The following is a 17,625-nucleotide window of genomic DNA, read 5'->3' as shown; positions in this document are numbered from 1 at the left end:
GTGGTGGCACGACTGAGAGTCGTGCCACCACTAAGATATACTTCCAGGAAGTTGACCAATCAATACCCGCCAAAGTACTTCCGTGCGCCCCACTCGGCAGCGGCAAGGCCAAGGACCATAAAAAACAGCCACCGCCAGTTGATGAGTTCATCCAGTTCTTCGGTGCTTGTCAGGCGGGCCGGGCTTTTCTTTGAGACAATGTCCTTCACCATATTCTGAACAGAAGCCGAATTGTAGAAACGACCACCGGTTTGTTGGGCGAGTTGCCGGAGCATGGCATGATCAGCCGTGGTATTCATGGCTTCGAGCTGCAGGTCGCGCACAATGAACTGCCCCGACGACAGCTCGGCTTTGTTGTTGATCGTTACGCTTGCCTTGTAGCGGTACGCCCCCTGCGGTAACCGGCTGATTTCAAACCGGCTGTTGTCCTGCGTCGGGGTGTAGGTATAATCGCGCGTGATGCCGCCTTCGTCGGTGATTTCCAGCGTTACCAGCTTGTCATACAGCCGCTCATAAATGTCGTTGTAAAGCTCGGTTTCAAACACCACTTTTTCGCCCACATAAAACTCGTTCCGGATCGGATACACCCGCAGTTTCCGGCGATCTTCCTTCACCGAAATCAGCTGAATTACTTTTTGCAGCAGTTCATCGACGACCTCCTGCTTTTCGGTGAGGGCATATTCTTCCAGACGCCACTGCCAGATGCCTTCACCGGCCAGCACGGCGGCTTTGCGGTTACCCGTCACGTTTAAGGCAAGCAACGGCTTGTTGGTCGCTACGGTCCCGACCTGCTGCCACAATACCACTTCTGTGCCCGGCAACAGCTTGTAGTCGCCGTAGGGAGCGGTCATCGGCGGGAATTTACTCAGAATCTCCAGCCGTTCCGGATCAACGTTGATTTGCTTAAATGTCGAATTCAGCCGCGCCGTTACCTTATCGCCCTGCCCCGGCTGCGCGTTGATCTGCATCACCGGATTCGACGTATTAAACGGCCCCACGGCCGACTGATTGCCCAGTACGAACAGCACCGGCGTGGTGTTCTGGGCCAGTAACCGCTGCATAACGGCGGTTCCGACACCGGCATTATCCGGAATCTGGTGCAGAATAATCAGATCATACGTTTTTTCGACGCTCAACGGACCATCGGCGCTCGTCAGAATCCGGACATCGAGTTCGTAGTTCTGGTTTTTCTCAATGATGGCCCGCAAGGCTTTCACGTCCGGATGCGGCGTTGCGGCCAGCAACAGGACTTTCTCCCGGCCGTCAATCACGTCCAGATACACATCCTGCCGGTTGTTTTTAAGGCTGAACTCACCCGCCTGCGGAATAATTTCGACGGTATAGTGCTGCACCCCTTTCTGGGTAGCCGTTGTCTTAAACGATACCTGACTGAACGTTTCGTTCTGCGCAAAACTAACCGGCTGGCGACCCAGCTCACGACCGCCCTGTTTCAGGACAACCGTGGCAGCACGCCCCTGAAAGCCGAAGCTGGTAATTTCGGCCTGAATCGGAAACTCATTGCCCAGATACGCAATCCGGTTGGCAATGATTCCTTTGAGTTGAATGTCTTTTTTGGGAATGGTATCGCCAAGCCCCACCGCATGCACGGCGAACGGATACTGCCCGAACGTGGGCGAAAGACCCTGATTGAAAATACCGTCGGTGACCAGCACCACATCGGTTAAGTGGCGGCCTTCGTAGTCAGAACGAATGTCGGACAGCAGGCCGGAAAGGTTGGTTGTCCGTTGCGTGAAGGGAATCTGGGTCAGGTCGGCATCGGTAATGGTATCGCCGAAGGTGCGCACCGCCACATCCAGCCCCTCGTCGGCCAGTTCCTGCCGTAGTTGCTGCAGATTGGTCAGGGCCGTATTCAGGGCGGGCCGGCCCGCCGCCGCCACCGATTCGGAGTTGTCGACGGCTAACACCACCTTTGGTTTTTCGGTCAGCGACCGGACATTCCGTACCAGCGGGTTGAGGAACAGAAAGCACAACAGGCTTACAACCAGAAACCGCACACCCGTCAGGGCATAGCGCACGCGGTTATCCCATTGACTGACGCTCCCGGCAGATGCCTGGTTGGGCAAGGGCTGATACATGGCCGCGGCATAGATCGCACCTACAGCAAGGCAGGCCAGTATCCACCACGGTGACGTTTGAAAGATGATGTTCATAAAAGGTTGTATTGGCTTGGGAGCGTGGGGCAGAGGGCAGAGAGCGTAGGGCAAGGGGCGTAGAGCGGGGAGTCAGCAGACCCAACACCCTGCGCTAAGCCCTATGCTCCATACCCCATGCCCTCTGCCATTAAGTAAGCATTCCGCCATCGACCTGCAATACCTGTCCGGTAATGTACCGCGACAGGTCTGAGGCCAGGAAAACGCAGGCATCGGCCACCTCTTCGGGTTGCCCGCCGCGTTTCATCGGAATCGACTGTTTCCATTCTTCAACGGCTTTCTCGTTGATTTCGCCGGTCATTTCGGTTTCGATAAAGCCCGGTGCAATGGCATTTGAGCGAATATTCCGCGAACCCAGTTCGAGCGCCACCGACTTGGTAAAGCCGATGATGCCTGCTTTGGAAGCCGCATAGTTCGCCTGTCCGGCGTTTCCGCGCAGACCGACTACCGATGTCAGGTTAATGATTGACCCCGACTTCGCTTTCATCATCGGTTTGATGGCGGCTTTGGTCAGGTTAAATACCGACTTCAGATTAACGTTAATAACGGTGTCCCATTGTTCTTCCGACATCCGCATCAACAATCCGTCGCGCGTAATACCCGCATTGTTGACCACAACATCAACCTTGCCAAAGTCAGCAACCACCTGCGCAATGAGGTCTTCGGCGGCTGTATAGTCCGACGCATCGGACCGATAGCCTTTCACCCGGCCACCAAACGCACTGAGTTCAGCTTCGAGAGCCTGTCCTTTTTCTACACTCGACAGGTAAGTAAATGCCACATCTGCTCCTTCCTGAGCATACCGTGTGGCGATGGCCCGGCCGATTCCCCGTGAGGCTCCGGTAATTAACGCAACTTTTCCTTTCAGTAAATCCATCTTGTTGTACCACAGAACAGCATTCTGTGTTATTAACCACATAACTCATCACAGTCCAGCGTTCTGTGATGCATAGAAGGCCAAAAATAGCGTATTAACGGGGATTGGACAAACGGCTTAGCGCGTGTTACCGAAATACATAGCGTAAAGCGAACTGGTTACCGAGAGAAGCGGAGGCGTATGGTGATATAGTCTCATAACTGTTACCAAGCCGGCTATAGTCAACACCAACACTTGCCAGAGAGGTTTCAATGATAAACCGCTCGCCTAACATATAGGCAAGCCCAAACTGACCATTAAGACCAAAGGTATTGCCTTGTGCCCCAACCAGTTTCGACCAACTGGCTGAAATCCGGTGAAACGGCGTCAGCCGGCTCGTCAGCCAATACGTTTGCACATACGGAACTACCGAAAACCACTTTGACTTACTTACAGAAGCGTTCTCTCCCTCTGTCCTGCGCTCAGTATACTGATACCCTGCTTCGATACCCAGGACAGTTCGTTCCCGAATAAACTTCCCCGCCGATAAACTCACTTTGTAAATACCCGGGTCGTAGGTTAAATTTCTTTCACCGGGTGTTTTAACGGATGTATTACTAATTGAGAAACTACCGCCAGGCAACCATCCCCCTTTTTTGGTCTGATTAGTCTGTGCCTGATTGTCAAGCGTTAATGCATGATCGCCGGTACGGTAAATAAACCCGGCACCGAGTTGGCCGAATGATACAGGGAAAGCATTTGTAGATATTTTGAGCTCCAGTGCCAGATGCTTTGTGACAAAATAATTCAGCCCTGCTTCAAACGAGGGCGAAATGCCGAAACCAAACATTCTGTTTCCGGAAAAGGTGTAGTCCTCAGCCGGAAACTCTTTATCTCTACTATAAAATCCACTCACGGAGACACCAATGCCCCCTCCGACAAAAAGCTGTATGTTGTTCAGCTCCCAGTAACGTCTTACAAATGGATTCAACGAAACAGCATATGACAAATATCGTGTTCCCGATTCATAGTTGTTCTGACCGCCTACAGCAGAGACTATTTTATTTGATCCGGGAGATAATCCAAGTGACATGTTGATGCCGGTCAGCCAGTTGTTTTGTCTGAACTTCCCTACAGTCAGCTGCACGGCTGACGCAGTAAAGCTGCTGTTGTTCTTTACATCAGTATTCAGGTTATGCGAATACGTATTGCGTGACGAAACTGATCCGCCATACAATCGTTCGCCGGGCTGAATCTGGGCAAAAAGTGTGGAGGTCAGTGTGGCAAGGCAGGCGGTAAGGAATTGTGCTTTCATTGGAGTGTTGTGTTATTGTGAATATTGGCCCAAAGAAAACTTTATCCCCGAATAAGTCAAAAAATAAGTATTTAATAATTGTTAACAGGGTACATATTGGGTAGCTGCGGTGATCCGGTCCACCTGGATAATTACAGGGGCTTACTGAACAATATCACCATTCGCTGTCAGAAAAGGTAAATCCGGTTATCTTTGCCCAATTTTTGTGCGTACTCCTCATGGCTGATTCATTAAGCGTTCGACACCTGCTGGGCATTAAAGACCTCAACGAGAATGACATTAATCTGATTCTCGACACGGCTAAGGAATTTAAGGAAGTCATCAACCGGCCGATCAAGAAGGTCCCTTCGCTGCGTGACATTACGATTGCCAACGTTTTTTTCGAAAATTCTACCCGTACCCGTCTCTCGTTTGAACTCGCTGAAAAACGGCTGTCGGCCGATGTCGTGAATTTTTCGGCGTCGGGCAGTTCGGTGAAAAAAGGAGAAACCCTGCTCGATACAGTAAACAACATCCTGGCCATGAAAGTCGATATGATTGTCATGCGCCACAGCAGTCCCGGTGCCCCGCACTACCTCTCCGGCCGGATTCCGGCCAATGTGGTGAATGCCGGCGACGGTACGCACGAACACCCGACCCAGGCCCTGCTCGACTCGTTCTCGATCCGCGAAAAACTGGGCGATCTGGCCGGTAAACGCGTGGCGATCATCGGCGATATTACCCACTCCCGGGTGGCTCTTTCCAACATTTTCTGCCTGCAGAAGCAAGGTGCCGAGGTGATGGTCTGCGGCCCGACAACGCTCATCCCGAAATACATGAGCGAACTGGGCATTAAAATCAGCCACGATGTGCGGGAAGCCCTGAACTGGTGCGATGTGGCCAACGTACTCCGGATTCAGCTCGAACGTCAGCAGATCAAGTATTTCCCGTCGCTGCGCGAATATTCGATGTACTACGGGATCAGCAAAAAGATGCTGGACGACCTCGACCGCCCGATTGTGCTGATGCACCCCGGTCCGATCAACCGTGGCGTAGAACTAACCTCCGACGCTGCCGACTCGCATCACAGCATCATCCTCGATCAGGTCGAAAACGGGGTTGCTGTCCGCATGGCGGTGTTGTACCTGCTGGCACAGATGTAGGTGCCTGTTTCCACTTATTTTTTGTTATCTTTAAGCAGGATAACCTTTACGACAATGCAGGTAACCGTCGAAATCGAAGATCAGGTAGTTCACTCCGTAGGGATCGAAAAAGTAAAAGCCTATTTAAGGGAGTATGCCGCAAAACTTGAGCTAAAAGTTGCCGCGCAGGAAGCTCTTAGTGAACTTGATCAGTTTGATGTCACAAATGATCCGGCATGGCAGGCTGCCCGAAATGCAGCCTGGGAAGATGTTAAGGACCGGGTTCTGTCAAAGATCCGGAAATGACATTCGTTATTGACACTAACGTGCTCATGAGTATACTCATTAGTGGCCGCTCCTATTACAAAACGATTCTCCATTTGTTCCGCTTCTCAACGCCTGGTCAGGCATTGATTGAGATTGATAAGTACAGTGATGTAATTTTGCGAAACACAACGCTGAACGTTCAGGACCACTGCCAGTATGCTCATAGTATTTTCGCTGAGGTAACGATCTTGCCGGATTACCTTATTGACGAAAAAGCGCTTAAAAGAGCAGCTCAGTTAATCGGACAAATTGACCCTAAAGACGTTAATTTTTTAGCACTGGCGATTCAAACAGATACGATACTACTTACACGCGATAAGCCCATCTATGAAGCCGCCCGTAAAAACGGATACAGAAAAATAATGCTGTTTGATGATTTTTTAAGAAGCCTTACCTAACAATATGCTCCAGGACCTTGCCCGCTTATTTGACCGCGATCTGCAGCGGCTCTATCAGGAAATTGACGCCTATCCGACAACAGACGCCATCTGGAAAGTCGTTGATGGGATTGCAAATTCGGCCGGGAACCTAACCCTGCACCTGCATGGTAATCTGCATGAGTTCATTGGCCGTCAGCTCGGACACATCCCGTTTGAGCGCGACCGGCCCCGCGAATTCAGTGCCACGGGTCTGGAGAAAAGTGAACTGCTGGATATGATCCGGGCGACAAAGGAAACGGTCAGTAAAGCGCTACTGAGCCTGCCGGAAAGTGACTTAATCAAGACCTACCCAAGTGAGGTCTTCGGCTACAGCATGAGCGTGCAGTTCTTTCTGATTCACCTCAACGGCCACCTGAATTACCACCTCGGCCAGATTAACTACCACCGCCGTATCCTGTACTATGATTTACATGATTAAATGATTACTATGATTACAGGATTACTATGATTACAGGATTACTATGATTACAGGATTAGTGGATCGCCTGTAATTCATTTTGCTTCGCGCTATTAATAAAAACGACAGGATTACATGATTCACAGGCTGGGCTATCGGCCATCCTGTGAATCATGTAATCCTGTCAGAATATCTCTATATCTTTCCGGTACTCTATACCTCTTCGGCCTGTAGCTGCTTGTCGTACAGCTCGCGGTAGGTGCCGTTGCGGGCCATCAGCTCGTCGTGCGTACCGGTTTCAATGATGTTGCCGTCGTCCAGCACAATAATCTGATCGGCCAGTTTTGCCGACGATACGCGGTGCGAAATAATCACCGACGTACGGTCGGCCATAATCCGCTTCAGGTTGTTGAGGATAATGTTTTCGGTATTGGTATCAACGGCCGACAGACAGTCATCCAGAATCAGGATTTTCGGGTTACGGGCAATGGCACGGGCGATGCTCAGACGCTGCTTCTGCCCGCCCGACAAGGTAATACCCCGCTCGCCGATCCGTGTCTCGAAGCCTTCCGGGAAATCCACAATATTCTGGTACAAATCAGCGTCCCGAACTGCCTGGTCAACGCGTTCCTGCGACATTTCCGGCAACCCGAAGCGGACGTTGTTACTGATAGAATCTGAAAACAGGAAGACATCCTGCGGCACATACCCGATCTGCCCGCGCAGGGTCGGCAGGCCGTATTCTTCTACCGGAACATCATCAATCCGGATGGTTCCCGAGGTCGGATCGTACATCCGGGTCAGCAGGTTAGCAATTGTACTTTTCCCTGAACCAGTTGTTCCGAGAATCGCGACACTTTCGCCCGCACGGACGTTCATCGAGAAATCTTTCAGCGCCACAATACCCGAATCCGGATAGGTAAACCGGACATGCTCGAAGGTAATTTTGCCCTGAATGTCGCGGTTTAGATGCTTTGTTGACACAATTTCAGTCTTCACCTCAAGGAATTCATTGATCCGCTGCTGCGACGCGGCGGCCCGCTGAGTCTGGCTCATGGTCCAGCCAAGGGCCATCACCGGCCAGGTCAGCATGTTTACATACAGGATAAACTCGGTGATGTTGCCAGGCGTCAGCCGCCCCGAAATCACTTCCTGACCGCCTACATAGATCACCAGCACATTGCTCAGCCCAATCAGCAAGACTGTCATGGGCTGCCAGAGGGCATCTACCAGCGTGAGGCGCAGGGATTTAGCCCGGTATTCATTGGTTTCGTGCTCAAATTTCTCCGTCGAGTTTTTCTCCTGCACAAACGACTTCAACACCCGGATTCCGGAGAAAGCCTCCTGTACAAAGGTCGACATCCGCGACAAACTCCGCTGAATTTCTTCGGAGCGCCGGATCACAATGTTTTCTACCAGATAAATCCCGATGGACAAAACCGGAAGCGGTAGCAGAACAAAGAACGTCAGCCGCATGTTGATGCTTGCCATATAGCTGATTACCAGCGCAAACAACACAATCAGGTTCATGCCATACATCAGGCTCGGACCAACATACATCCGGACCTTACTGACATCCTCGGAAATACGAGCCATCAGGTCGCCGGTATTGTGTTTGCGGTAAAAGCTCAGCGGCAGCGTCTGATAGTGATCGTAAATCTCGTTTTTCAGGTCGTATTCGATATGGCGCGACATGACAATCAGCGTTTGCCGCACCAGAAACAGGAAAAACCCTTTCAGTAAAGCCAACGCTAAAATCAGCAGTCCGTACAGCAAAATGCTGAAGGCGAACATACTGTAAATGGACTCCTGGAGTGACGTACCGGCATATAGGTAATAAATGTCCAGCGTTTCGCGCACCAGATCAAGGGCATACCGTACCAGCTGCGCCGGATAAATCCCGAACAGGTTCGAAATAATGGTAAAGAGAGTCCCCCAAATCAGATACCATTTATACTTAACGAGATACTTATTGAGGTAAAGAAGTGCTTTCACGGGAATCAACGGGGCTTGCTACTCCGAACCTAACAGCAATACAGCAGATTTCGTTTCAATCACCAGGTGAGTGATTGAGCGATTGAGTGATTGAGCGAAAGCCCCGGATTTATCCCTAAGCGCCACTCTTTCATTCTTTATCTCTTTCATTCTTTATCTCTTTCATTCTTTATCTCTTTCATTCTTTATCTCTTTCATTCTTTATCTCTTTCATTCTTTATCTCTTTCATTCTTTATCTCTTTCATTCTTTATCTCTTTCATTCTTTATCTCTTTCATTCTTTATCTCTTTCATTCTTTATCTCTTTCATTCTTTATCTCTTTCATTCTTTATCTCTTTCATTCTTTATCTCTTTCATTCTTTATCTCTTTCATTCTTTATCTCTTTCATTCTTTATCTCTTTCATTCTTTATCTCTTTCATTCTTTATCTCTTTCATTCTTTATCTCTTTCATTCTTTATCTCTTTCATTCTTTATCTCTTTCATTCTTTATCTCTTTCATTCTTTATCTCTTTCATTCTTTATCTCTTTCATTCTTTATCTCTTTCATTCTTTATCTCTTTCATTCTTTATCTCTTTCATTCTTTATCTCTTTCATTCTTTATCTCTTTCACTCTTTATCTCTTTCGCTCTTTATTTCATCCCCAAAACGCTTTGGAGCTGGCGAGGGCGGCGAGAGCGACCCAGGCCATGCCGATGACACCGGTGCCGAGCAGAATCGCACTGATGGCCCAGGCCTTACCGCTGTACTGTTCCCGGTTTTTCTGAATTTTTGTCAGACCGGCCACACCGATCAGGGCTGACAGCAGTGGTAAGGTGGTGACAACGACCCAGATCCAGCCGCCGGACACCGACAGGGTTGATACCAGACAGGAAACGGCACTACCGGCAAAAGCACCATGAGCCAGCACCGGCGTCCGGCGCTTACCGGCGACTACCGGTTTTTCCCGGACATAACCGGTTTCGACCGGCGACAGTATTCCTGTTTGCTGAAGCCAGGCTTTGCGGGGTTTACGGTGGCTGTAATCGGGATTTTGCAGATGGCGGGGCGAAGGCTGAATGACCAGCGCCGGGGCAGCAGGGACAACGACAGAATCAGGGCGGGTACTAATCGAGGCAACGGGTGACAGGGTTCGGACCGGGGCAGAAACGGCTTCAGAAACGGTATTTCGGGCCAATGGGTGGGGCTGACTTTGCAACAAGGCATAGCCGGCCGGACGACATGCAGACACTAAACCGAGCAGCACAGAAACAGCCACGGTCGTCCAACGACAGCAAAACATACGGAAAGGTGTTACGTTAGGATTAATCAAAGATGGTTTCGTTGGGAAAACTACTGAAAAAGCGCTACTTTTGCAACGGATTTTCCGAATGTTCTTTTTCTTATTGGTAGAGTAAATAGATTTATAGGCGGGATGTTAAACCGACGATTGCTCCGAATAAAAGTAATGCAGGCCCTGTATGCGCTTCGCCAGGCCGATATATCAAATCAACAACTTGCACTGGATGGTATCTCCGAGTTATTTCAACCTGATCTGAACTCGATGATTCCACAAGACCGCAAACAACTGGAAGGTAACCGCCAGCTGGCTTCAGCTCTCTTCGAAGAAGCCATTAAAACCAATCAGCCCGCGAAAGATGACGACGCGTCGCAGAAAATTCTCAAAGCGGCCAACGACGGGTATTTGTTCTACCAGAATCGCTCCAAAAAAGATCGCCAGCACCTCTCCCAAATGATGGTCGACGAGGTTCAGGGCATCTATGATGATTATATCCGTGTTTTGACGTTGATGAACGAGCTGGCCCGCCAGTCGCAGATCGACCGTGAACGTGTTCACCGCGATCCGGATGAAGTGCCGTTCCCGTTTGAATCGAATCTGGCCGATAACGTTATTATTAAGGCCCTGACCGATTTCCGCCCGCTGGAAAATGAAGCCCTGCGCCGCAGTATTTCGTGGGCCGACGACATCGGCTTTGTCCGGAAAGCATACCGCGAGGTATTGAAAACGGATGACACGTACCGCGCTTACTGCGAACAGATCTCGCACACGCCCGACGAAGACCAGCAACTGGTTCAGTATCTGCTCCGTACCCTGATTTTCAAAGGAGAACTTATCCGTAACTACCTGGCCGAAATCGACCTGAGCTGGGCCGAAAACAGCGATGTGGTACGCAGCCTGGCCATCAAAACGCTTAAGTCGGCCCAAAGCGCAACAGGTCTGGCCCTTGAGCCCCTGACCGACGACTGGGACGAAGATTACTTCTTCATGACCACACTCTACCAGCGTTCGCTCGACAATAACGGCGAATACGAAAGCCTGCTGACCGAGCAACTCCAGAACTGGGATTTACAGCGCGTGGCCCAACTCGATATGATTATCCTGAAACTGGCTGTTTGTGAAATGCTTAACTTCCCCGGCATTCCGGTTAAGGTAACAATTAACGAATATATTGAGCTCGCAAAAGCGTACAGTACGCCCAAAAGCGGTAAGTTTGTGAACGGAATTTTAGACAATCTTTCGACGAAGCTGACAAACACCGGTAAACTTCGCAAGAGTGGCCGTGGTCTGTTAGATAACAAGTAATTGATTGATCGGAAATTAGCCAATCCTTTGCAAGCGGGGTATCCTGCGGGGCGTTAAGGACAGTTTTCGACCATAAACCAGCTAAAGTTATGAGCCGCACAAGTCGCGATTTATTATTTTTCCTGACCGGCGCTGCTACGGGTGCCGTAGTAGGGTTGTTGTATGCTCCGGAAAAAGGAGAAGTCACACGGGATAAACTGTCGTACCGGTTATCAAAATACCGGAACCAGCTGGAGTCGCTGATCACTGATTTGTTGAATTCGGCTGAACTTCCTGAAAACTTTCAGAAAAGTGAAGGCCAGCGCGTGGTGAACGATGCCCGCGAAAAAGCCGAAAAACTGCTGGAAGATGTTGACCGGCTGATGGCACAAATCAAAAAGCAAAACAGCTAAACGGTATCAAAACCGGTTGACTGCCCGGCCGGGTAGTCAACCGGTTTCGGTCCTGCGGTTTTCACTGAAAATGTCGGGTAAATGAAACAACCACTTATCGCACTGCTGCTGATCGGACTGGGTTGGGGCCAGCTGGCCTGCGACAACCGCAAGCAAGGCGAATCGGCCAGTACGGTGGCTTCGGATAAAATGCCGAAAATCACTTTTAAGGAAAAAGGTATCCATGATTTCGGTAATATCACCGAAGGCGATACCATTGAGCATAAATTCCTGTTTACCAATACCGGCGCCTATCCGCTGATCATTAACAACATTACGGCTTCCTGTGGGTGTACGACCCCCGAATGGCCGCGCGAACCCATCGAGCCGGGCGAAGAATCGTTTGTCAAAGTACGCTTCAACAGCCGCAATAAAGAGGGCGAGCAAAGCAAGACCGTGACCATCTTCGCTAATACGGAGCCCGCCATGACCGACCTCCAGTTCAGGGTCTATGTCGATAAACCGGGGACCGCCAAAAACGATTCAACACAATCCAAATAGCTTGTTTCATGCCTTTGTCTGGCATGAAACCTGAAACCAAAACGTCATGCAATCAATCCTCTTACAAGCACAGTCAAATCAGATGATTTATCAGGTCCTTCTTTGGGTCGGTATCGCTGGTGTGATGTACTTCTTCATGATCCGGCCGCAGCAAAAAAAGCAAAAAGAGCAGCGGTCGTTTGTCGATAGCCTCAAAAAAGGCGACAGTGTTGTTACCATCGGTGGGCTACACGGCAAAATTGCTTCGGTCGATGGCACTACCGTAACCATCGAAGTAGACAAGGGAGTGAAGCTCACCTTCGAAAAAAACTCCATTTCGCGCGAGGCTACCGTTAAAACGCCTGAAACGAAATAACGTCTCTGCTGGCTGCGCTACCGGTGCCGGCACAAGATGCACCGGTAGCGCAGTTTTCTTTTTTGCAGCCCCCTTCTTCGCAGCACGCAAACTTTCTTACAGTGACTCCATCTGCCCGATCAAAAACATTTCAGCCGGTTAAGCTCATCTTATGCCTGCTGGCTGCTTCGTTATTTTGGTTACTGAATGCGCTTAACAAAACGGGATATTCCCGTAATGTGAACTACCCGATTCAGTTTGTTTACGACGATTCGCTTTACATTCCGACCACTCCCCTGCCGCAAACCATCACGCTGAATCTGGTAGGCAGTGGCTGGTATCTGTTTGGTCAGGCCTTTCTGCCTTTTCAGAACGACCCGATCAAATATGTGGTCAACAACCCGCTTCGCGCCAAAAGCATCAATACCTCTGTACTGGCCGAAGCGCTGGATGAACAGGCCAAAAACCTGCGTGTCAACTACATCGTAGCCGACACCTTTGAACTCGGGTTTGACCGGCGTACTATTAAAACCATTCACCTGGTCGCCGATAGCCTGCACCTGAACATGGCGCCCCGTCATGTGGTAACAAGTCTGATCAACATTACCCCGAATACGATCACGGTCGAAGGGCCGGCCAAATTGCTGAAAGGAGTTTCGGATACGCTGGTTGTCCGGATTCCGGGCCAGCGGATTGCCCAGAACTACGATGAAGAACTGTCGATCAACCACTTCAAGCACCCATTGCTTAAGGTTAGCACCGAAAAAGTGTTCGTTAGTTTTGAAGTCGGTGAACTCTTGTCGGTTGAACAATAGTCTTTTATGAGCACGCATTCTCCGCTTCAGATCGGCGTTACGGGTGGTATCGGGTCGGGCAAGAGCCTGGTCTGCCGGATTTTCCAGGCGTTCGGAGTGCCGGTCTATGCCGCCGACGACCGCGCCAAATGGCTTACCCAACACGACCCGATTCTGAAAGCAGACATCATCCGGCTCCTTGGCAAAGAAGCCTATGATGTGCAGGGGCAATACAACCGCGCCTTTGTCGCTTCACACGTGTTTCATAATCCCGATCTGCTCCGGCAGCTGAACGGCCTGATTCATCCCCGCGTGTATGCCGATACCCTAAACTGGGTGCAGCAGCAGCACTATCCGTATGTGATCAAGGAAGCGGCGCTGATGAAGGCGGCCGGTGATCATAATACCCTTGATAAGGTAGTGGTGGTGCATGCTCCGGAAGCCGTACGCATTGAACGCATCCACCGCCGCGACCCGCACCGCTCCGAAACCGAAATCCGGAACATCATTGCCCGCCAGATCAGCGATGAAGAACGCTTCCGGATTGCGGATTTTATTGTCTACAACGACGAAGGCCAACTCCTCTTACCCCAGCTCGCTACGCTCCACCGGACATTGCTGGATTTAGCGAATCAATAATCTGTCGGGGCATTACTGCTGTTTATCGATCAGGCTTGCAACTGTCGGACTGCCGTTTTATATTTTGAGGTTAAATGCATCAACCTAACTACATGAAACGCAAACTTCTACCTGTTGCCGCCTGCATCCTCAGCTTTACGGCGGGGGCCTTCATCGCCAATGATGATCCTAAAAAACCAGTCACCGCCGATCTTGCCGAGGCCGCCTCGCGGGTCTTCGGACTCGACTTTTCGCAGGCTGAGCGCGACTCGATGCTCGATAACCTGAACGACCAGCGCAACGATTTCGAAACCATCCGGAAAGTGGCCCTGACCAATGATGTGGCACCGGCCATTTACTTCAATCCGCAGCCAGCCGGGTTTAAACTGCCGGCCGGCCCGTCTTCGTTCAAAGCCTCACCGGCCGGAAACGTAACGCTGCCCGCCAACCGCGACGAACTGGCGTTTTATACCGTTGCCCAGCTGGGAGAACTAATCCGGACGAAGCAAATCAGTTCTGAAGAACTGACGAAATTCTGCCTGGAGCGGCTCAAAAAATACAGTCCTCAGCTTCTTTGCGTAGTGACGCTGACGGAAGATCTCGCCCTAACCCAGGCGCGTCGGGCCGATGCCGAGCTGAAGGCCGGTAAATACCGCGGGCCGCTCCATGGCATTCCCTACGGTGCGAAAGATCTGCTGGCCAAAAAAGGCTACAAAACAACATGGGGTTCTGTGCCATTCAAAGATCAGGTACTGGACCTTGATGCCACGGTGATTCAGAAGCTCGAACAGGCCGGAGCCGTGCTGTGTGCCAAGCTCTCAATGGGTGAGCTGGCCATGGGCGATGTCTGGTTTGGCGGTATGACCCGCAACCCCTGGGATACCAAAACCGGCTCCAGCGGTTCGTCGGCGGGCTCGGGGTCGTCGGTATCAGCAGGGCTGCTGCCGTTTGCGATTGGTACCGAAACGCTGGGGTCAATTGTCTCGCCTTCGACGGTAAACGGCATTACCGGCCTGCGCCCGACATTCGGCCGTGTGAGCCGCCACGGAGCCATGGCCCTGAGCTGGACCATGGACAAAATCGGTCCTATGGCCCGTACGGTAGAAGACTGTGCGCTGGTGTTCAACGCCATTTACGGACCAGACGGGCAGGACCAGACGGTAGTATCAGCGCCGTTCCGGTATGCGCCCCTGCCTTCGCTGAAGGGAATGAAAATCGGTTATGTAAAAAAAGGGTTTGAGAGCCGGTATGGTGGCCGCGCCAACGACTCGCTGTCATTGAGTGTGCTGCGTAAACTCGGTGCCGAGCTTGTGCCTATCGACCTGCCCGAATTCCGCTACGGGGCACTGACGATGATTATCGGCATTGAAGGGGCCGCCGGCTTCGACGAGCTGACCCGCCTGAACAAAGACGATCAGATGGTCCGGCAGGGCAAAAACGCCTGGCCAAACGAGTTCCGGTCGTCGCGGTTTATCCCGGCGGTTGAGTACATCCAGGCCAACCGGATCCGGACGAAGCTCATCAACGACATGCATCAGGTGTTGCAGAAGGCGGGGGTCGATGTTTATGTGTCGCCGGCCTATGCGGGCGGAAACCTGACCCTAACCAACCTGACCGGTCATCCGTGTGTGGTGCTGCCAAACGGGTTCAACCAGCGTGGCCTGCCGACAAGCATCACCTTCATGGGGCAACTCTATGAAGAAGGCAAAGTGCTGGCCGTCGCCAAAGCCTATCAGGATGCAACGGAATGGCATAAAAAGCATCCGAAACTGTAAGATAATCCCGGTTTACGCAAAAAGGTGGCCTTTGCTGAAGAACAAAGGCCACCTTTTTGCCATTTTATAAATAAACATTTGACAATCAGAAGGCACCTGATAGATTTGAGTTCCGGACCGCTTTTAACCTCAATTCTAAAACATAGCAACTACCAGAAATGGCTCAGAAAACATCAAGTGCATTTATTGCTGCCTCGTGGGTGGCCCTCGGTGTCGGCATGGTTGGTTACCTCGTTGGCCTCTGGCGGGCCGAAATGCTGCTCAACGAAAAAGGCTATTATTTCACCGTGTTGATGCTCGGGTTGTTTGCCGTTGTGTCGTTGCAAAAAAGTGTACGCGACCGGCTGGAAGGCATTCCGGTAACCGATCTCTATTACGGTATCTGCTGGTTTGCCACTATTTTATCAATCGTACTGCTGATTATCGGCCTCTGGAATGCGACCATTCTGCCGAGCGAAAAGGGGTATTACGCTTTCGCCTTCATGCTGGCCCTTTTCGGTGCCATCGCGGTACAGAAGAATACCCGCGACAGTCAGGAAGCCGGTAAGGGCACGCCTTCTGCGTAATAAAACTAATGGAGAACCAGCGCCCCAAACTCAGCATTGACCTCACCCCTGCTGACAAAATCGTTGAAGCCGCTGGCTGGCTTATGCTGGCCGGCATCTGGCTGCTTGTCCTGATCTCATACGCGGATCTCCCCGACAGGATTCCGACGCATTTTAATCTCGCCGGTAAAGCTGACGGATTCGGTAAAAAAGCAGCGATTGTGCTGCTGCCGGTTATTGCCACGGTGCTGTTTGCCGGCATGACGGTCGTTAACCGGTTCCCGCATACCTTTAATTTTGGTGTTCCGGTAACGCCGGAAAATGCTCGTTTTCAGTACACCAACGCAACCCGGATGATGCGCTGTATGAAACTTGGCGTACTGATTCTGTTTGGTTTTCTCACCATCGAAACCATCGGACACGCTACCGGAAAAACCGACGGGTTAGGCAGTTGGTTTCTGCCGGTGACGCTGCTGGTTCAGTTTGTCCTGATAACGTTCTTTCTGGTGAAATCCTTTCGCGGGAAATAGTATCTTCACGTCATCTCTATACATTACACCCGCATCTCATGCACAAACACCTGCGCGTTCTTATTTACTGCTTACTCTCAATACCGGCTTTTGCTCAGAAACCCCAGCCAAAAGCCCCACTGACCATCGGCGTGGTTGATGCCATTCAGTCGAAGGTGCTGGGCGAACGGCGGGTGCTGAATATTTACCTGCCCGACGGATATTCGGCACAGGATACGACAAAATATGCAGTGATTTACCTGCTCGACGGTTCGATTGACGAAGATTTTATCCACGTAGCAGGGCTGGTGCAGTTCAGTACGTTTCCGTGGGTAAACCACATTCCTAAATCCATTGTGGTAGGCATTACCAACGTCGACCGCCGCCGCGACTTTACCTACCCGACCACCATCGAATCGGACCGGCAACGCAACAAAACCGCCGGCCAGTCGGCGAAGTTTATGGCATTTATCGAATCAGAGTTGCAACCATATATTGAAAAAGAATACCGCGTTTCGGGAAGCAAGACCCTGATCGGCCAGTCGTTAGGCGGCCTGCTCGCGACCGAAATCCTGTTGAAAAAACCGGCATTGTTTGATAAATACATCATCATCAGCCCAAGCCTGTGGTGGGATAACGGCTCATTGCTGAAACAGGATGCACCGATACTACAAGCCGGTTTTGCCCGGCCCACTGCGGTCTATATCGGCGTTGGTAAGGAAGGCCTTACACCTGGCGCGAATCCGCGGGTGATGGAAGTGGATGCCAATTTGCTGGCGGATAAACTGAAAGCGGGCAAAAACCCGAAGGTCTCGGTACACTTTGATTACCTGCCGCAGGAAGACCACGCCACCATCGGCCATCAGGCGGTTTCGAATGCATTCAGGATGCTGTATCCTGCTTCTAAATGA

General features: G+C 51.1%; 19 protein-coding genes. 14 read left to right on the top strand and 5 right to left on the bottom strand.

What is annotated here, in order from left to right; genetic code table 11:
- Positions 1 to 59 precede the first annotated feature (59 nt).
- The 3 genes from BLX24_RS14065 to BLX24_RS14055 form a co-directional block, all read right to left on the bottom strand.
- Positions 60 to 2,171, bottom strand: coding sequence for a hypothetical protein (locus BLX24_RS14065; protein WP_071503784.1), 2,112 nt, complete (start codon positions 2,169 to 2,171; stop codon positions 60 to 62).
- A 130-nt stretch (positions 2,172 to 2,301) separates the two neighbouring features.
- Positions 2,302 to 3,048 (bottom strand): 3-oxoacyl-[acyl-carrier-protein] reductase, encoded by a 747-nt coding sequence (fabG, locus tag BLX24_RS14060; protein ID WP_071503783.1) that lies wholly within the window; start codon positions 3,046 to 3,048, stop codon positions 2,302 to 2,304.
- A 127-nt stretch (positions 3,049 to 3,175) separates the two neighbouring features.
- A complete protein-coding gene (locus BLX24_RS14055; protein WP_071503782.1) occupies positions 3,176 to 4,342 on the bottom strand; it encodes a hypothetical protein in 1,167 nt (388 codons plus the stop codon).
- Between the two features lie 218 nt (positions 4,343 to 4,560).
- Between BLX24_RS14055 and BLX24_RS14050 the strand changes: the two genes are divergently transcribed.
- The 4 genes from BLX24_RS14050 to BLX24_RS14035 are packed head-to-tail and all read left to right on the top strand — an operon-like array spanning position 4,561 to position 6,648.
- On the top strand, positions 4,561 to 5,484 hold the full coding sequence (locus BLX24_RS14050; protein WP_071503781.1) for an aspartate carbamoyltransferase catalytic subunit: 924 nt from the start codon (positions 4,561 to 4,563) through the stop codon (positions 5,482 to 5,484).
- Between the two features lie 54 nt (positions 5,485 to 5,538).
- Positions 5,539 to 5,769, top strand: a complete 231-nt coding sequence (locus tag BLX24_RS14045; RefSeq protein WP_071503780.1) for a hypothetical protein — start codon at positions 5,539 to 5,541, stop codon at positions 5,767 to 5,769.
- Positions 5,766 to 6,188, top strand: a complete 423-nt coding sequence (locus BLX24_RS14040) for a PIN domain-containing protein (protein ID WP_071503779.1) — start codon at positions 5,766 to 5,768, stop codon at positions 6,186 to 6,188. Before BLX24_RS14045 ends, BLX24_RS14040 begins: the two co-directional genes overlap by 4 nt.
- Positions 6,189 to 6,192: 4 nt before the next feature.
- A complete protein-coding gene (locus BLX24_RS14035) occupies positions 6,193 to 6,648 on the top strand; it encodes a DinB family protein (protein ID WP_071503778.1) in 456 nt (151 codons plus the stop codon).
- A gap of 192 nt (positions 6,649 to 6,840) precedes the next feature.
- On the opposite strand, the gene BLX24_RS14030 is transcribed toward BLX24_RS14035, so the two are convergent.
- Entirely contained in the window at positions 6,841 to 8,622 is a 1,782-nt protein-coding gene (locus tag BLX24_RS14030) for an ABC transporter ATP-binding protein (protein ID WP_071503880.1), read from the bottom strand.
- 638 nt (positions 8,623 to 9,260) lie between these two features.
- Complete coding sequence (locus tag BLX24_RS14025; RefSeq protein ID WP_143092671.1) at positions 9,261 to 9,905, bottom strand: hypothetical protein; 645 nt, start codon at positions 9,903 to 9,905, stop codon at positions 9,261 to 9,263.
- Between the two features lie 165 nt (positions 9,906 to 10,070).
- Between BLX24_RS14025 and nusB the strand changes: the two genes are divergently transcribed.
- The 10 genes from nusB (at position 10,071) to BLX24_RS13975 (ending at position 17,625) form a co-directional block, all read left to right on the top strand.
- Positions 10,071 to 11,207, top strand: coding sequence for a transcription antitermination factor NusB (nusB, locus tag BLX24_RS14020; RefSeq protein WP_083421978.1), 1,137 nt, complete (start codon positions 10,071 to 10,073; stop codon positions 11,205 to 11,207).
- 89 nt (positions 11,208 to 11,296) lie between these two features.
- Positions 11,297 to 11,599 carry a YtxH domain-containing protein gene (locus BLX24_RS14015; RefSeq protein ID WP_071503775.1) on the top strand — a complete coding sequence of 101 codons (303 nt, stop codon included), beginning with the start codon at positions 11,297 to 11,299 and terminating at the stop codon, positions 11,597 to 11,599.
- Between the two features lie 81 nt (positions 11,600 to 11,680).
- Complete coding sequence (locus tag BLX24_RS14010; protein WP_071503774.1) at positions 11,681 to 12,139, top strand: DUF1573 domain-containing protein; 459 nt, start codon at positions 11,681 to 11,683, stop codon at positions 12,137 to 12,139.
- 46 nt (positions 12,140 to 12,185) lie between these two features.
- On the top strand, positions 12,186 to 12,494 hold the full coding sequence (gene yajC, locus BLX24_RS14005; protein ID WP_071503773.1) for a preprotein translocase subunit YajC: 309 nt from the start codon (positions 12,186 to 12,188) through the stop codon (positions 12,492 to 12,494).
- Between the two features lie 101 nt (positions 12,495 to 12,595).
- Positions 12,596 to 13,288, top strand: a complete 693-nt coding sequence (locus BLX24_RS14000) for a YbbR-like domain-containing protein (protein ID WP_143092670.1) — start codon at positions 12,596 to 12,598, stop codon at positions 13,286 to 13,288.
- 6 nt (positions 13,289 to 13,294) lie between these two features.
- Positions 13,295 to 13,906: a dephospho-CoA kinase gene (gene coaE, locus BLX24_RS13995; RefSeq protein ID WP_071503772.1), complete on the top strand. Its 612-nt coding sequence runs from the start codon at positions 13,295 to 13,297 to the stop codon at positions 13,904 to 13,906.
- Positions 13,907 to 13,998: 92 nt separating this feature from the next.
- The gene (locus tag BLX24_RS13990) at positions 13,999 to 15,660 is read left to right on the top strand and encodes an amidase (protein ID WP_071503771.1); all 1,662 of its coding nucleotides are present in this window, start codon (positions 13,999 to 14,001) and stop codon (positions 15,658 to 15,660) included.
- Positions 15,661 to 15,818: 158 nt separating this feature from the next.
- Complete coding sequence (gene yiaA / locus BLX24_RS13985; RefSeq protein WP_071503770.1) at positions 15,819 to 16,226, top strand: inner membrane protein YiaA; 408 nt, start codon at positions 15,819 to 15,821, stop codon at positions 16,224 to 16,226.
- A gap of 8 nt (positions 16,227 to 16,234) precedes the next feature.
- Positions 16,235 to 16,735 carry a DUF1648 domain-containing protein gene (locus BLX24_RS13980; protein WP_071503769.1) on the top strand — a complete coding sequence of 167 codons (501 nt, stop codon included), beginning with the start codon at positions 16,235 to 16,237 and terminating at the stop codon, positions 16,733 to 16,735.
- 38 nt (positions 16,736 to 16,773) lie between these two features.
- A complete protein-coding gene (locus BLX24_RS13975) occupies positions 16,774 to 17,625 on the top strand; it encodes an alpha/beta hydrolase (RefSeq protein WP_071503768.1) in 852 nt (283 codons plus the stop codon).

It is taken from the genome of Arsenicibacter rosenii (assembly GCF_001870735.1).
GTDB lineage: Bacteria > Bacteroidota > Bacteroidia > Cytophagales > Spirosomataceae > Arsenicibacter > Arsenicibacter rosenii.
The sequence above is the reverse complement of the archived record's forward strand: the minus strand, read 5'-3'. Positions and strand labels throughout refer to the sequence as shown.

Excerpts from the sequence above, each read along its gene's own strand:
- BLX24_RS14065 (WP_071503784.1), bottom strand. The coding sequence starts at position 2,171 with ATGAACATCATCTTTCAAACGTCACCGTGGTGGATACTGGCCTGCCTT.
- fabG (WP_071503783.1), bottom strand. The coding sequence starts at position 3,048 with ATGGATTTACTGAAAGGAAAAGTTGCGTTAATTACCGGAGCCTCACGG.
- BLX24_RS14055 (WP_071503782.1), bottom strand. The coding sequence starts at position 4,342 with ATGAAAGCACAATTCCTTACCGCCTGCCTTGCCACACTGACCTCCACA.
- BLX24_RS14050 (WP_071503781.1), top strand. The coding sequence starts at position 4,561 with ATGGCTGATTCATTAAGCGTTCGACACCTGCTGGGCATTAAAGACCTC.
- BLX24_RS14045 (WP_071503780.1), top strand. The coding sequence starts at position 5,539 with ATGCAGGTAACCGTCGAAATCGAAGATCAGGTAGTTCACTCCGTAGGG.
- BLX24_RS14040 (WP_071503779.1), top strand. The coding sequence starts at position 5,766 with ATGACATTCGTTATTGACACTAACGTGCTCATGAGTATACTCATTAGT.
- BLX24_RS14035 (WP_071503778.1), top strand. The coding sequence starts at position 6,193 with ATGCTCCAGGACCTTGCCCGCTTATTTGACCGCGATCTGCAGCGGCTC.
- BLX24_RS14025 (WP_143092671.1), bottom strand. The coding sequence starts at position 9,905 with ATGTTTTGCTGTCGTTGGACGACCGTGGCTGTTTCTGTGCTGCTCGGT.
- nusB (WP_083421978.1), top strand. The coding sequence starts at position 10,071 with ATGCAGGCCCTGTATGCGCTTCGCCAGGCCGATATATCAAATCAACAA.
- BLX24_RS14015 (WP_071503775.1), top strand. The coding sequence starts at position 11,297 with ATGAGCCGCACAAGTCGCGATTTATTATTTTTCCTGACCGGCGCTGCT.
- BLX24_RS14010 (WP_071503774.1), top strand. The coding sequence starts at position 11,681 with ATGAAACAACCACTTATCGCACTGCTGCTGATCGGACTGGGTTGGGGC.
- yajC (WP_071503773.1), top strand. The coding sequence starts at position 12,186 with ATGCAATCAATCCTCTTACAAGCACAGTCAAATCAGATGATTTATCAG.
- coaE (WP_071503772.1), top strand. The coding sequence starts at position 13,295 with ATGAGCACGCATTCTCCGCTTCAGATCGGCGTTACGGGTGGTATCGGG.
- BLX24_RS13990 (WP_071503771.1), top strand. The coding sequence starts at position 13,999 with ATGAAACGCAAACTTCTACCTGTTGCCGCCTGCATCCTCAGCTTTACG.
- yiaA (WP_071503770.1), top strand. The coding sequence starts at position 15,819 with ATGGCTCAGAAAACATCAAGTGCATTTATTGCTGCCTCGTGGGTGGCC.
- BLX24_RS13980 (WP_071503769.1), top strand. The coding sequence starts at position 16,235 with ATGGAGAACCAGCGCCCCAAACTCAGCATTGACCTCACCCCTGCTGAC.
- BLX24_RS13975 (WP_071503768.1), top strand. The coding sequence starts at position 16,774 with ATGCACAAACACCTGCGCGTTCTTATTTACTGCTTACTCTCAATACCG.